Genomic DNA, 14,298 nt, shown 5'->3' on the forward strand with positions numbered 1-14,298 from the left:
AATGAATTTATTTTAACGTCTTACTAAATCTTTGGAATTTTCACTAAATAGTCATATAACTGTCACTAATTCTTAATCAGCGCATGGCAAATTACACGCTATGCGAATACCAAAATTCATTCAATATTATTGTTGGTGGCTGCCATGTTGCCTATATTCAGTGGATGCGAATGCTTGGGGGCTGGTGACGCATCTCTATTTTGCGCAGTCACTTCTTTGGGCAATGCCATTGTTAGACCCACGCTTACAACGCGCAATTAGAAACTTTCCTGAGCTTGTGATGGCTGGCGCTTGCTTGCCTGATTTGGCGATTGTGAGTCCACACTATCGCAAGACTCATCTTTGGGAGAATGGGCATCAACTGATGCAATCCGCGCGTACAGAAGAAGAAACGGCGATTGCCATTGGCTATATCAGCCACTTATATATTGATGTGATCGCACATAATCATTTTGTTCCAGCGCATGAGGCGATGTGGCATAAAAATGAGGTATTCACGCACATTGCTTCTGAATGGGCGATGGATGGTCATTTGGCGCCATTGTTAGATACATCAGTAACACAGCTACTAAGTAGACACCAAGCCGTGATTGCTGCATTTATTTCTATTCAATTTGAGTGTCCTGTAGATGTCACCACTAAGGCTTTAAAACGTCTGGCATTCTGGGATGGTGTGTTACGCGCAGTCAAATTGCCAACGCTGATTTATAAAGCTGTTCAAGTGGTTGATAAGCGTGTGTTTAAGCACTTTGTTTACTATGTGGCTAAAACGCAAGTGGCTGTGGCGGATATTGGTGAGGTGCTCAATGGCAAGAATCCATTACTAGAGCCCGAACTGAAAAATCTTAGTGTGGATCAGCTAGATGTTTGGCGTGAGCAATGTTTAAAGCACTTGTATATTGTGCACTCAACACCGATTCAATATTATCAAAAGACTTTGGTGGAAGATGCTTTTCACTAAAATACTAGCTTACTAGAGTAGTGCGTCACCTAAGTATCAAATGGCTAGTCCATTAAATGGCTAGACTAGCAGACGACTAAACTAGCAAAAATGACAATCTAGCAATCGTCGCACCAATCACTGCGCCAGCAATCACGTCGCTAGGGTAATGCAAACCTAATACTACGCGGGATAAGCCCACCAGCACTGCAAACGGCACAACAATGATGGCGATTTGTGGGTAGTAGCCAATTGCCACTAAGCTAAACACAACTGCGTGCAAAGTATGACCTGATGGAAAGCTGAATTTATCAAGCGGCGTGCCAGTCAGCCAAATGTCCTGATGCACTTCGTATGGACGAGGTCTTAAGGTTTTACCTTTTAACCATTTGTAGAGTAATGTGCCGCTTAAGCCTGCCAATGTCATATGTATCACTGGCGTTAAACCTTCAGCGCCATGCAATATCAAAATGCCGACCATTAAGGCGTACCAGAATATGCCATCGCCTAGTCTGCTGGCTATTCTAAAAAAATCACGTATCAACCTGTATTGGCTAGTGTGGTTGACCGCAATACATAGAAAACTATCGAGTTGGTGCATACGACTGATATAAAAACGCATCTTGAGTGACATCATAACCCCCTGTTTCTATTATTTTTTCCTTTTAGTATGAAGGTTAGAATGTCATTGAAATGTGAAGGATTGATGAATGCAATATGAAAGTTTGTTGAATGTGAACTGGAAATTAGGTTGCGGTTAAATTTAGATTAGCCCCTGAACTACAACATTAATGTTTGTTAACTAGCGTAGTTCTAGCTTAGTTGCAGTGACTATGGTCTTTTAAAAATGGAACAATCCGCGCTTTGGTATCAGGGTGTGATGAAATCATTTCTGGTATTGAGCCACCACCGCCATGACTTTTTTCTAATCTTAATAACAATGTAGCGAACGATTTGGTTGGAATACATGCTGCTTTGAGTGACTGCAACGAGTAGTTGTCCGCCTCAGTTTCTAGCTCACGAGAGTAACTCATATTCATCATTAACGCAGGTAAGCCAGACGCTACGCTGCTTACGTCGCCTGTAATGGCGATGATAATCAACCCCGAAACTGTGCCTTGCATGGTTTGGCGTAAGGCATGACGGCCTCTTACATGGCCTAATTCATGCGCTAATACCGCAACAATCACATCATTATTTTTAGCTAAGTTAATCAACTCATCCGTGATGACCATATAGCCGCCAGGCAAGGCGAAAGCATTAGCGCCAATGACAGGGCTTTTTCTGAAATTTAATTGGTAGGCAGGGCAATTATTGGCTTTGGCGCACATGGCCGCGAGTGCATCCATGATGTCTTTTTGTTTTGTCACTGGTATTTTTGAGGCTTCAAAATAGCCAAGTTTTTCACTATCTAGCGAAGCTAGTGTTTGTTTACCTAAGTCTTTCTCCATGCTGACAGGGGTTGCTAATGCTGCATATTTAGCAATGACAGGCACGCCATATTTAAGTAAGACTGCGCTTGCCAATGCAATGCCAACAAAGGCAACAAGAATTACTAGTTTATGTGTTTCGGCGTAATGTACCCCTTGCCAAAACCTATTTGCTGGTTTTGCAGGTAAACAGCGCTCTAAGTCTTTAAAGTCTGTTTCTAAATGGCTATCGTCAGGTAAATCTATCAGTCGTTTGCCACTGCCAAGTCTGGCCTGTACGTGACAATCGTTAATTAATACTTTAATTGGCTGATGACTGATAGTTTCATCAGCATTGGTGACCGATACCGTGAAAGTAAAGTGGTCGTCTACAATATCCACCAGCACCCGCTTGGCGCGGGGGCTGATGCCATCGTAATATTCTGCTGCAAATTGCACGTAACTGATTAACCGAATGAAATATCAACGTCGAACATATCGGCAATTTCTTCACCTAGTGCGCGTGATGCATCTTTTTTCTCACCTACAAATTTATCCCAATCGGCTTCACCTGTGAGTGCTAAATGATTCGCAGTGTATCTCGCCATGCGCACTTGTACCCAAGGTGTTGCAAGACCCAATGTGCAGACTAAAGCAATGGTATTGGTGATGTAGAGTAAGACTAAATCACGCATACGTTGGTTGCTCAAGAAGCCGATATGCTCAAGTGAGGTGTTGTTAAAAACGAGATTATGAATACGTGACTTCATATAAGCTGCGAATGAAAAAATGACTGCTAGATAGAGCAATATGCCAATGAAACCGGCTAGTATTGCTGCTGCAATACCCCATTTACCAATTAGGCCAGTAAATACACCTGCTAGTGGATCTTTTTTAGGCGTTGTCATGCCTATTTCAGGATTACTCGCCTCAGCGCCTTTAATTAACTTGTTATACTCGGCACGCTCTTCAGGTGTTAAGCTTTTGAGATAATCTTCTTCAGACATTGCGGGATCAACTGTTGCAGGTTCAGTCGTGGTCACGTCAGCTACCTTAATGAAGCCACCTACATCCATATCATTTGCGGCGTGAGAGCGTTGTTGCGTTTGGTACACGCTAACGTGGCTCGCTTTCATTTTGGCATTATTGATTAGTTCCTGACCTTTCAATATACCGCCTAAGAGCAAGCCGATAAAAGGAATCAGAAAGATAATAAGGTAAATCTTGTAGAAACTTCTCACTAAAGCTTCCATTTTAAAATTGCTCACTCCAAATTTATGGCCAGTTATCACAAATTTATGGGTACGTTGTGCTACAAATGGAATGGCTAAACCTAATGTGACGATGATTAACAATGTATAGCCGATAAACACTTTGATAGCCTGACCGTATGTTCCATTAAAATCAAAACGCAAGCCACGGTAGCTAGAGTTACGGGCGTTAAACATCATGCCACGAACAATAATCCAAGGTAGTGCAAGAAATAATATAAATGCCATCAAAAGGCCAAATGCTGGGTTCATACCAGAAACCACGCTGTAAATGACAAATAAAACAAAGGCGATGATGCGGCCTTTTAGAATGTTGATAGGGTTCGCGTGATAATCAAAACCAACGCCATCCACCAGCGTATTGTTGTAAAAATATTTTTTACGACGCACTTTTGCCCAAGCTGAATAAATACCTAAAGTGACAATGGAAAGCAGTAAATTCACAATCCAAATACCAAAATACTCCCCCGCTTTTCCCGTAAAGACGACGGGTGTTTGATTCTCTGACATATTTTCCCCTTAATATTATTTATTTTTTTCAAGTAAGGCATATCTGAAGCATACCTGCAGTCAAGCAGATGTGAGATATTAGCATCAGTATGTGCTTTGTCCAACACAAGCCAAAATAGTACCAATTGGCTAATTTTTTCATCATTTCGACAGAAGATAATTGAACTATGCAACATTTTAGAAAAGCGGTTTTAACCGATGTTGAGGCCATCGTGAAACTAGTCAATATGGCTTATCGTGGCGAGACTAGCCGCGCAGGTTGGACCACTGAAGCAGATATTCTTGATGGTTTACGCACTTCAGTAAATGAAGTTAAACGCCTAACTGCATCTGAAAACAGCATTATTTTGTTGTGCTTAAATGATGGTGAGTTGCTTGGGTCAATCTGCCTTGAACAAGAGGCAAAGCAAGAAAAAATGCCTGCCATTGTGCATATTGGCATGTTTGTTGTGAAGCCAACTCTGCAGGCAAAGGGGCTAGGTAAGAACTTGCTTGCCGAGGCGGAAAAGCTAGCACAAGAAACGTGGGCAGCCGATAAATTTCAAATGCATGTCATTACTTTGAGACACGAGTTAATTGCATTTTATGAACGGCGGGGCTATTTGAGGACTGGTATTTTGAGTGAGTTTCCAGTCAACCCTGCCGTTTGGCAGCCAAAACTATCAGACCTTCAATTGGAAACACTAGAAAAATCAGTGCTTATGATCCAGTAGTTTGGCCTTAGAGTTTCAGTTTTTTAAGCCCACCCATTACCAACGAATATGCTGCTGGCACTACAACCAAAGTTAACAAGGTTGAAGAGATCATTCCGCCAATAATTGCGACTGATAGCGGCTTGTTGGTTTCAGAACCTGCGCCTAAGCCTAACGCTGCGGGTAACAGCGCTAGAATAATGGTGAGTGAAGTCATTACCACTGGGCGCAGACGAATAGGGCAAGCTTCTTTAAGGGCATCGTCAATACTGGCACCTTTCTCTACGAGTTGATTGGTGAGATCGACCAGCAAAATAGAGTTTTTAGCCACTAAACCTATCAGCAATACCAAGCCGATCATTGAGTAAATGTTTAAAGTGTTACCCGTCATGAGTAGCGCAATTAAACCGCCGATGATGGCGAGCGGCTGTGCCAGCATGATAAATAGTGGCTGTATGAATGAGTTGAACTGGCTGGCGAGTACCATATAGAGTAAAAGAAAACCAAGAGCGAATACAAACTTGATGTTTTTCATGGTTTTGCCAAACTCTTCTGCCTGTCCTGTAAGTTTGAGAGTGTAATCAGGTGGCACAATTTTTGCGGCAGTAGCTTTTACTATGTCAACTGCCTCACCTAAAGGAACAGCAGGGTTAGCGTAAAAATTAACGGCATATTGCAAGTCGTAACGACCAATTACAGCTGCGCCTAACTCTTTGTTGAAGCTTGCCACTGCATCGATTCTGACTAATTCACCAGTGCTGCTGCGTAGGTATATTTTGTTTAAATCAGCGACATTTTCTAAGTCGGAGTCATTGGTCTTGAGGCGGATGTCATAACGCTGACCATCGCCATTCAATTCATTATATTTGGCTATGTTAATACCACCAGCATAGAGAGAAACCGCCGTAGCGATGTCATTGGCACTAATGCCAAGTGCCGACGCTCTCGTACGATCAATCTGCATATTGAGCTGTGGCAAATCTAACTGTACATCTACATCGACCTTGCCAATGTCGCTATTGGCGCCTAACTCCCGTTGTAATGATTGCGAAATACGGCCGATTTCTTGTAAATTCACGCCAGTAAGATTGAATTGCAGTTTTTCGGAGCGTTGACCACGCGTGATAGAGCTAGGCGAGGGAATAGCACGTACGCCAGGAAGTTGATCTAGTTCTTTCTTTAACTCTTTAATGAGTGTTTGTTGGCTTTTAGCGCGTTCTTCTTTGGGTTTTAAACGTACATTTACGTTACCTTGATTTACTTGCCCACGTGAGCCCGCACCTATTGTGGCAAAGTAGCTTTCGACTTCACTTTTATGAGTCGCGAGCGTTGCTTCTACTAATTTTAAGCGTGAGTCGGTGTAATCTAAGCTTGAACCTAGTGGTGTTTTAATATTGATACTGAAACTGCCTTCATCAGTTTCTGGTACAAAATCTTTTTCTACATATTTAAGAGAGAAAAATCCGCTTACAGCGACAAAAATCAGCGTGATTAATAACACTAAGCCACGATGGTTGAGTGATGAATAAAGTAACTTTTTATAGACCGCATCTAGGCGACCTAATACGCGACCAGCAGCTCTGTAAATCGCATTTTCATTGTGAGTGACGCTTAGGTAGCGCGAACACAACATAGGCGTGAGCGTGAGGGAAACCAGCAGCGATACCAATACACCGAACGTAACGACCACAGCAAAAGATTTAAAGAACATGCCGATAATGCCATCCATAAAAATCACAGGTGCGAATATGCAGACGAGTGAGGCGGAGGAGGCGAGCACGGCAAATACCACTTCATTACTGCCTAGAATAGTGGTTTTGGTGCGAAATGCCGCAACGGCTAGCGGGTTTTTTAAATCGGCTGCGCTAATGCCATCGCCTACTTCGCCTTCCATATGGCGCAATATACTCTCTCTCACCACAATGGCATCGTCGACCACCACACCAATCAGTAAGAGTAATGCAAGCAAGGTCATGCTGTTAAAGGTGTAGCCCGCAAAATACATCACAGCAATTGCGCCTAAAAGTGATACGGGGATTTCTAAACAAATCATTAAAGTAGAGCTAAACGAGCGCATGAAAATTAAAACAATAAGCGCGGCAAACAATGTGCCTTCAACCAAGTGCTCTTTTAGCGAAGCGACTAATTGATTGATGAAGATACCATCATTAGTAGAAATCTCCAGCGCCATGCCCGCTGGTAAGTTGGGACGAACATCAGTTTCCAATCTACGTTCAACTTCTTTAATAATCTCAACAGTATTGGCATTGGCAATTTTAATCATACCAATTCCAACCGTTGGCTTGCCATTGTAGCGAGCTATCTGGCGGCTATCTGAAATGCCATCCTCCACCGTTGCAACATCTTTTAAGCGTATAGGGACACCCGCTTTATCGACAATGACCATATTGGCTAGGTCGGTAATTTTGTGAAACTCAAGATCTAGTTTTAGTAATTGTTCCGCTTGAGAGCTAACTAAAAATCCGCCTGGAAGCTGTACATGCTCACGATTAAATGCGGTGATTAAATCATTGGCGGTGAGCTTGTAAGCTGCCATGCGTTCAGGTTGAATGTAAACGCGGATCACGCGATCTCTGCGCCCACCTAGTGTGACTTCACCCACGCCATCGATGGTTTCAAATTTCTTTTTTAGTACATTACTCGCATACAGATTGAGTTGCTGGATGGTGCGATCACCACTTAATGCCAGCCAAATAACAGGCGATGCGTTGGAATCTACTTTCTGAACTACAGGTGGGTCAGTGTCCGTCGGTAAGCGGCGTACAACTTGATTCACTTTGGACTGCACCTCGTTATAAGCCACGTCAATATTTTTACTTAGCGCAAAGGTGATGCTGATGCTTGACACGCCTGGTGACGAGGCCGACTGAATATGTTCAATACCTGGCGTAGTATTAATCGCAGATTCAATGATGCTGGTAATGCTAGTATCAACCACGTCAGGGTTAGCGCCACGTAAAGTAGTATTGACCGTGATAACTGGAAAGTCAATCGATGGCACGCGATCTACACCGATGCGCTGGTAGGCGATGATGCCAAATAAAATAATCACACCAGATACCATCCAAGCTAGAACGTGGCGTTTAATGGATAGTTCAGGCAATGTCATGTGCTGTTTACTTTGGCTTTAAGGGTTACTGTGCGATTTTTTTGCTATGTGTATTGGCTGCTTTGTCGGTATTTGCACCTGCTGAGGTATCTGCAATTTTAATGGCAGTATCGTCAGTTAAAAACCCAGCACCATCCACCACGATGGTGTCATTTTCATTGACACCACTGAGCAGCTCAACCATGCCATTTTGATGAGCGCCTGTTTTCACTACGGCCTGATAGGCTTTGTTATTGCGCACTACATAAACAACTTCACCAGCAGGTCGCAACACCACGCTCTGCTCTGGCACCATCATTGCGGCAGCTTGCTCACCTAGAATAACGGTTCCCGTCACACTGGCGCCAGGTTGCCAATCTTGTGAACCTATTATGTCTGCAATCACATCCACGGTACGACTGCCTTCAACAATCATGGGTTTTAAATCGTGAATTGTACTTTTAACAATAGTGTCACTGGTTGGGGAGGTGAGGTGTACTTCTAAACCAGGTTTGAGTTTTGCTGCGATGTATTCAGGAAAAGGCAGGTGCGCACGCAGATGCTGCTTAGAAACAATCATAATGATGGGGTCACCCACTTTCAAAAATTCACCGTCATCCACCAATTTTTTTTCAACATTGCCGCTGGCTGGTGCATAGATTTTGGTTTTACTACTGCTGTGATTAATACTGCCGACACGAGCTTTAGCGCCGACTAATTGCTCTTTCAACACGTTCTGCTGGGCCACGTCATTATCAACCGCATTTTGTGAGATAAATTTCTTATTCACCAACGCTTGGTTACGCTCAACGGTTTTGACTTGGTTTGCCAGCAATGCTTCAATGCGCGCCACCTCAGCTTGTGCCTCGTTACGTTGCATACCGAAATCTGATGCATCTAACGTAGCAACAAGCTGACCTTGTTTGACCGCCTCGCCTGTGTTCACATGAATTCTAACGACACGGGCGGCGACCTCAGCTGAAAGTGTTGGGTTAGTTAATCCTTCCAACGTACCAATGGCTTCTTCACTTGTTTCAACGGCTTGGTTTTTCACTTGTGTGACCGTCACCAGCGTTGGTTTTGCGCTTTTTTTATCGGCTTGAGATTTGTCAGCAGCATCTTTAGCACCACAAGCCATCATTAAGCTAGAAATTAATACAATCAAGAAAAATCGGAGGTTTTTTTGCATATTTTTAGAGGTTAATCGTTTCTTAATTTTAGATTTTAATTTTTATGTATTTTATCTATTTGAGACCAGTCAAAATATGGCCCAGGATCCGTTTTGCGAATAGGTGCAATATCAGAATGCCCCACTATATCCTGAATTGGGTAAGTGCTAGTCAGGCTTGCAATCAATTCTTTAAGCTTATGGTACTGCGTTGGTTCAAATGCTTCAAAGTCTGAGCCTTCGAGCTCTATTCCGACCGAGAAATCGTTGCAACGTTCCCGACCATTCCAATTTGATGCACCTGCGTGCCATGCGCGGTGTAGGCAAGACACAAACTGTATGAGCGCGCCATCACGTCGAATGAGAAAATGAGATGAAACTTTGCGCGTATGGATTTCAGCATAATAAGGATGCTCGTCAGGGTTAAGTTGATTGGTGAATAGCTCAATAATGCCGCTACCACCATACTGGCTGGGCGGCAGGCTAATGTTGTGAATGACAACTAAGCTGATTTCATTTTCAGGTCTATTTTCAGGCACGCTTGCAGGTCGAGTGTCAAAGTTAGGCGATGCGATATATTGCGCGTTAGTCGCCATGCCAGCTTCATTGATTGCATAAGATTTCATCATGGTTAATTTTATGCGAAATTTAGTTAGAAATTCTAGTATTCCGATAAAATGACGGCATAAACAATTATTTACTTCAATTTTGCAATAATTTGGGAAGAATCAGATGGTATTTTTAGAGTTATTCGCGATGTTGATCGTGATTTTAATCGCGGCAGAAGTGTTTACCAACGCACTAGAGCACTTGGGCGAAAAGCTTGGTATTTCTGAAGGCGTCACTGGTTCAATCTTTGCTGCGGTTGGTACGGCCTTGCCCGAAACCATGGTGCCATTACTTGCTTTGTTAGCGGGTACACAAAATGTTGCGACCAACGAAGAAATTGGCGTTGGCTCAATTTTAGGCGCACCCTTGATGTTAGCTACCTTATCCATTTCGCTTATGGCGATTTCGGTTTGGAAGCGTCGCGGCACGCAAGGTCACTTAAGACCAGAGCGCACAGGCCTCACACGTGACCTGAACTTTTTTATTGCCGCATTTACTTTTGCAGCAGTTGCCATGTATGTGCCTCACACATTAACAACCGTACGTTATGGCTTGGGTGCTTGCATGGTATTGATTTATGTTATTTATGTGATGATGACGATTAATGCTTCAAAAGCCTTGGTGGAAGGCGGTCACGCTACAGAAGCGGGCGGCGAAATGTTCTTATGTAAAACTGGTTTGCCAAATAATATGGTGGTGATTGTGATTCAACTGGTGTTGGGTTTAGGCTTGTTGATTGCAGGCGCTAAAGGCTTTATTCATGGTGTTGAGGCCGCTTCTCACATTCTAGGCATTTCGGCGTTGCTATTATCTTTACTGATTATTCCTATTGCTACTGAATTGCCTGAAAAAGTGAACAGTATTTTATGGATACGCAAAGGCAAAGACACTTTGGCATTCGGCAATATTACTGGTGCCATGGTGTTTCAAGGTACGTTGTTACCAGCGATTGGTATTATGTTAACGCCTTGGGAGCCGCGTAAAGAGGTAGTGTTAGGTATTGCCATGACCTTGCTGGCGTCAATCTGGCTACGTTATTTAGTTGCAAAAGGCGGCATCCGAGTTTGGCATTTGCTGGTGAATGGCGCGATGTATGTGACTTATTTGGTGTTAGTGTTAAGTTAATATTATTAGCATAAACTGCTTATTAAATACGAAGCTTAGTTAGACTATTTAACTAAGCTTCATATAGCTAGGCCTCATGCAATTAGGTTTCATCGTTTTCAAAGTCTGGATCTAAATCACTTTCTTTGGCTAAACCAAGCTTAGCTAATCTGTAGCGTAAGGTGCGAAAGCTAACGCCGAGCAACTTAGCTGCGGCTGTCTTGTTATTATTGGTTTTCTCTAAGGCCTTAACAATCGCTTTCTTCTCAACATCTTCAAGGTAGTCAGATAAGTTGAGGTCTAATGGTTTCTCCGCATTAAACGTTGAACTTTTCTGCGTGCTCAATCCAGAAGCCGTAGCGCTATAGTTATTTTCATAACTCAAATCTTCAATCGTAATCATTTGGCCATCACTCATGGCCAAAGCGCGTTCCAGCATATTCTCTAATTCCCGTACATTGCCAGGAAACTGCATTCTTGAGAGGTATGCCAGCGCATCACTATCTAGTGCTGGCATGCTAATTTTTAGGTAGGCGCATAACTTTGCGAGTAGTAAATTCGCGAGCAAGGGAATGTCACTTGGGCGGTCACGCAAAGAAGGCATTTTAAGTTGAATGACGTTTAGACGATAATACAAATCCTGCCTGAACAAGCCTGCATCCATCATTTGGGCCAGATTTTTGTGGGTGGCGCTAATGATGCGCACATCCACGGCTTCTTCACTAGTGCCGCCGACCATACGTACTTTTTTCTCTTGAATCGCGCGCAAAAGTTTGACTTGCATTGCAAGCGGTAAATCAGCCACCTCATCTAAAAATAAGGTTCCGCCATTCGCTGCTTGAAACATGCCTTCTTTATCTTGGTTTGCGCCAGTAAAGGAACCTTTTTTATAGCCAAAGAACTCACTTTCCATCAAATTTTCTGGAATCGCTCCGCAGTTCACTGCGATAAAAGCGCCGTCGACCCTAGAGCTGTTTTTGTGGATGAGTTTGGCGGCAAGTTCTTTCCCGCTACCAGACTCGCCGCTGATGTAAACAGGTGCTTGGCTACGTGCAAGCTTAGTAATCATCGCGCGCACTTGCACCATAGGTTCAGAATCACCTATCATTTCAAGCGCATCACCTTTGCTCGTATCAGCTTGCGAGGTAAGTTTGAGTGCAAATTCTATGACTGGGCGTAATTGCTTGAGAGAGATAGGTTTGCTCAAGTAATCAAAAGCACCAGCTTTAAGTGCAGATACCGCATTTTCGGCGCTGGCATGGGCTGTGATAACCGCCACAGGTAAGCCAGGATGAAACTCACTAATATAGTTGACTAAATCCAGCCCAGTTCCGCCGGGCATTTGCATGTCGGTTAAGCACAGTGCGTATTGGCGCTGTGTGAGTAAAGATTTGGCTTCTTGTATATTGCTCGCGCTATAAGTATCAATATCCATGCGCTCTAGCGTCATTGTGAGTAATTCACGAATATCAGTTTCATCATCGACGATTAAGCAGGTAAGTTTTTGAGTCATGCGCTATTATGCCTTTTTTAGTTGCAAAATAAAGACACTGCCGTTAGCGAGTGCTTGGTATTTTAGTTTTGCGCCATTGGCTTCAGCTAGCTCACGCGAAATATAAAGCCCTAAGCCGTTTCCTGTATTTTTAGTAGTGAAAAACGGCTCGAATAATCTGGATTGATCCTGGTCGGCTACACCATCACCGTCATCGATAATTTGAATGCTTAAATCTGATCTGTTGAATTCAGAACAAATGATTTTTAAGCTACCTGCTTGTTTTTGGCTATGTTCCCAGCCATTTTTGCATAAATTCCATAAAATCTGTGTTAGATGACGCTTGTCAAAAGACACGGATTTTTGTGACAGATTATCCAGCTGAAAATGTGTGTTAGGAACTTTCTCCACTGCGCAAAATTGCGCATAAAAACTGTTGAGAAAGTCGCTTACTTCAAAGATTTCTTGCTGTGTGCGATCACGTCTATTCAACTCAAGTACATCTTTGATAATTTGGTCGATACGCCCAATATTATCTGCCACAATTTCTAGTAGTCGCTCCGTCGATTTAGAGTTACTTTCATCTTCTTGAAGCAATTGATTGGCATGACTAATTGCGCTTAATGGGTTGCGAATTTCATGTGCAATATTGGCGGTTAACCTGCCTAGCGCCGCTAATTTAGCTTGTTGTGCGGCCGTTTGAAGCTGGCTCAAATCTTGAACGAAGATGACCGCGCCAGCGCTTCTGTCTGATAAAGGCGAATCCTGCTGCTGATTGATAGGCATAAATCTAAGTTTTAATTCACGATTACCAATAGAAATATTCGAATTATTTTTCTCATCTGCGCCATTAACCCAAGCGTTAAAAATTGCTGCAATCTCAGGCGCTTGCTTGGTTAAGGTGAAGTTGGTTTCGCTATTTTTAGCCAAGGAAAGCAGTGTTGTGGCTTGCAAATTACTATGGCGAATATTTAAGTTTTCATCTACCACAATAATGCCATCTTGCATCTCTTGCGTAATAAGACCATTTACTTGTGACAGATTTTCAATATCAATACCGCGTGCAGAAGCTAGTGCTTCACTATGCTGTATGCGTTTCGCCAAACTATAGGCCAGCCAAGCCGTTGCAAAACAACTTAAACTTAGCATCACTGGTTGTGTGTAGGTAGTCGCAGATAAGTTTTCTAAGAGAGTTCGATAGCTTTGTTCAAGCAATAAGCCAATCGTAGCGATGGCTGCATAGAATAAAGCTAATCGACCATTGCTGACCAAACTCGCGATGACAATAATGATGACGAGTAATAGCCCTAAACCACTAGTGATACCACCAGCAGCAAACATGAACAAAATAATAAAAACAATATCAGCCGTGATTTGAAGTGGAAGCGATAGTCGATAGACATCAGACTTTAGTGGGCTTATGAACAAAATAAAGATGCTAAAGATGAAATAAGCAATCGACAGCTTGAAGGTGAGTATGGCGTAGCTGCCCTGCCATATGGAGTCCTTACCCAAGTAAAGGTAGGAAACGATAAAAACTATACTTAAAACAAAGCGAAATACATTGAGTATATTGATTGCATGGCGCTGTAGCGATAGATCAATAGAGTCTGCAAGACTTTGTTTGACCTTAGTATTTAGCGTTTCTATATTTAATTCGTTAGGTTTCAATTTTGATAGCAACACTGTTGGGCGTTATTTAGGAATGTGTGCTTTGCTACAGTAAAAATCACTATTGACCATAAAAGCCTCAGATCTCGGTAAATGCACTGCACATGAAGCGCATTGCACCATATTTTCTATTTCCGGCTCTTTTGCGGGCGAGTCTTTCTTCATATTTTTATCATCATTTTTTGCGCCAGCGCTGCTGCGTTTATACGCAACGATCAGTAAATAAATGATAATCCCAAAAAAAATCAGTCGCCACATAAGATTTTGCACCTGTTAAATAATTGATATGATTGTAACCAAAGCTTGGCCTAGTTCAAAATGTA

General features: G+C 42.7%; 12 protein-coding genes. 3 read left to right on the forward strand and 9 right to left on the reverse strand.

Annotated elements, in window-relative coordinates; genetic code table 11:
* The first annotated feature begins 100 nt into the window (after positions 1 to 100).
* Positions 101 to 961 (forward strand): zinc dependent phospholipase C family protein, encoded by an 861-nt coding sequence (locus tag PSU78_RS00075; protein ID WP_300382480.1) that lies wholly within the window; start codon positions 101 to 103, stop codon positions 959 to 961.
* Between the two features lie 76 nt (positions 962 to 1,037).
* Here the strand turns inward: PSU78_RS00075 and PSU78_RS00080 are convergent, their stop codons facing one another.
* From PSU78_RS00080 to PSU78_RS00090, 3 genes are all read right to left on the reverse strand, one after another.
* Positions 1,038 to 1,574, reverse strand: coding sequence for a phosphatase PAP2 family protein (locus PSU78_RS00080; protein ID WP_300382482.1), 537 nt, complete (start codon positions 1,572 to 1,574; stop codon positions 1,038 to 1,040).
* Positions 1,575 to 1,758: 184 nt separating this feature from the next.
* Positions 1,759 to 2,808 carry a M48 family metallopeptidase gene (locus tag PSU78_RS00085; protein WP_300382484.1) on the reverse strand — a complete coding sequence of 350 codons (1,050 nt, stop codon included), beginning with the start codon at positions 2,806 to 2,808 and terminating at the stop codon, positions 1,759 to 1,761.
* 8 nt (positions 2,809 to 2,816) lie between these two features.
* Positions 2,817 to 4,130, reverse strand: coding sequence for a YjgN family protein (locus tag PSU78_RS00090; RefSeq protein ID WP_300382486.1), 1,314 nt, complete (start codon positions 4,128 to 4,130; stop codon positions 2,817 to 2,819).
* Positions 4,131 to 4,297: 167 nt separating this feature from the next.
* Between PSU78_RS00090 and PSU78_RS00095 the strand changes: the two genes are divergently transcribed.
* Positions 4,298 to 4,843, forward strand: a complete 546-nt coding sequence (locus tag PSU78_RS00095) for a GNAT family N-acetyltransferase (RefSeq protein WP_300382488.1) — start codon at positions 4,298 to 4,300, stop codon at positions 4,841 to 4,843.
* Positions 4,844 to 4,850: 7 nt separating this feature from the next.
* Here PSU78_RS00095 and PSU78_RS00100 read toward each other — a convergent pair whose 3' ends face one another.
* From PSU78_RS00100 to ampD, 3 genes are read right to left on the reverse strand one after another with little or no spacing between them, the layout of a single operon-like run.
* Positions 4,851 to 7,952 carry an efflux RND transporter permease subunit gene (locus PSU78_RS00100; RefSeq protein WP_300382490.1) on the reverse strand — a complete coding sequence of 1,034 codons (3,102 nt, stop codon included), beginning with the start codon at positions 7,950 to 7,952 and terminating at the stop codon, positions 4,851 to 4,853.
* A 25-nt stretch (positions 7,953 to 7,977) separates the two neighbouring features.
* Positions 7,978 to 9,120: an efflux RND transporter periplasmic adaptor subunit gene (locus tag PSU78_RS00105; protein WP_300382492.1), complete on the reverse strand. Its 1,143-nt coding sequence runs from the start codon at positions 9,118 to 9,120 to the stop codon at positions 7,978 to 7,980.
* A gap of 35 nt (positions 9,121 to 9,155) precedes the next feature.
* On the reverse strand, positions 9,156 to 9,725 hold the full coding sequence (gene ampD / locus PSU78_RS00110; protein WP_300382562.1) for a 1,6-anhydro-N-acetylmuramyl-L-alanine amidase AmpD: 570 nt from the start codon (positions 9,723 to 9,725) through the stop codon (positions 9,156 to 9,158).
* A 106-nt stretch (positions 9,726 to 9,831) separates the two neighbouring features.
* Here ampD and PSU78_RS00115 point away from each other — a divergent pair, with 106 nt between their 5' ends.
* Entirely contained in the window at positions 9,832 to 10,833 is a 1,002-nt protein-coding gene (locus PSU78_RS00115; protein WP_300382494.1) for a sodium:calcium antiporter, read from the forward strand.
* An 82-nt stretch (positions 10,834 to 10,915) separates the two neighbouring features.
* Here PSU78_RS00115 and PSU78_RS00120 read toward each other — a convergent pair whose 3' ends face one another.
* From PSU78_RS00120 to PSU78_RS00130, 3 genes are read right to left on the reverse strand one after another with little or no spacing between them, the layout of a single operon-like run.
* Positions 10,916 to 12,325 (reverse strand): sigma-54 dependent transcriptional regulator, encoded by a 1,410-nt coding sequence (locus PSU78_RS00120; protein ID WP_300382496.1) that lies wholly within the window; start codon positions 12,323 to 12,325, stop codon positions 10,916 to 10,918.
* 6 nt (positions 12,326 to 12,331) lie between these two features.
* On the reverse strand, positions 12,332 to 13,975 hold the full coding sequence (locus PSU78_RS00125) for a PAS domain-containing sensor histidine kinase (protein ID WP_300382497.1): 1,644 nt from the start codon (positions 13,973 to 13,975) through the stop codon (positions 12,332 to 12,334).
* A 24-nt stretch (positions 13,976 to 13,999) separates the two neighbouring features.
* Positions 14,000 to 14,233: a PP0621 family protein gene (locus PSU78_RS00130; protein WP_300382499.1), complete on the reverse strand. Its 234-nt coding sequence runs from the start codon at positions 14,231 to 14,233 to the stop codon at positions 14,000 to 14,002.
* Positions 14,234 to 14,298 lie beyond the last annotated feature (65 nt).

The organism is Methylotenera sp., from assembly GCF_029945705.1.
In the GTDB taxonomy this organism is placed as follows: domain Bacteria; phylum Pseudomonadota; class Gammaproteobacteria; order Burkholderiales; family Methylophilaceae; genus Methylotenera.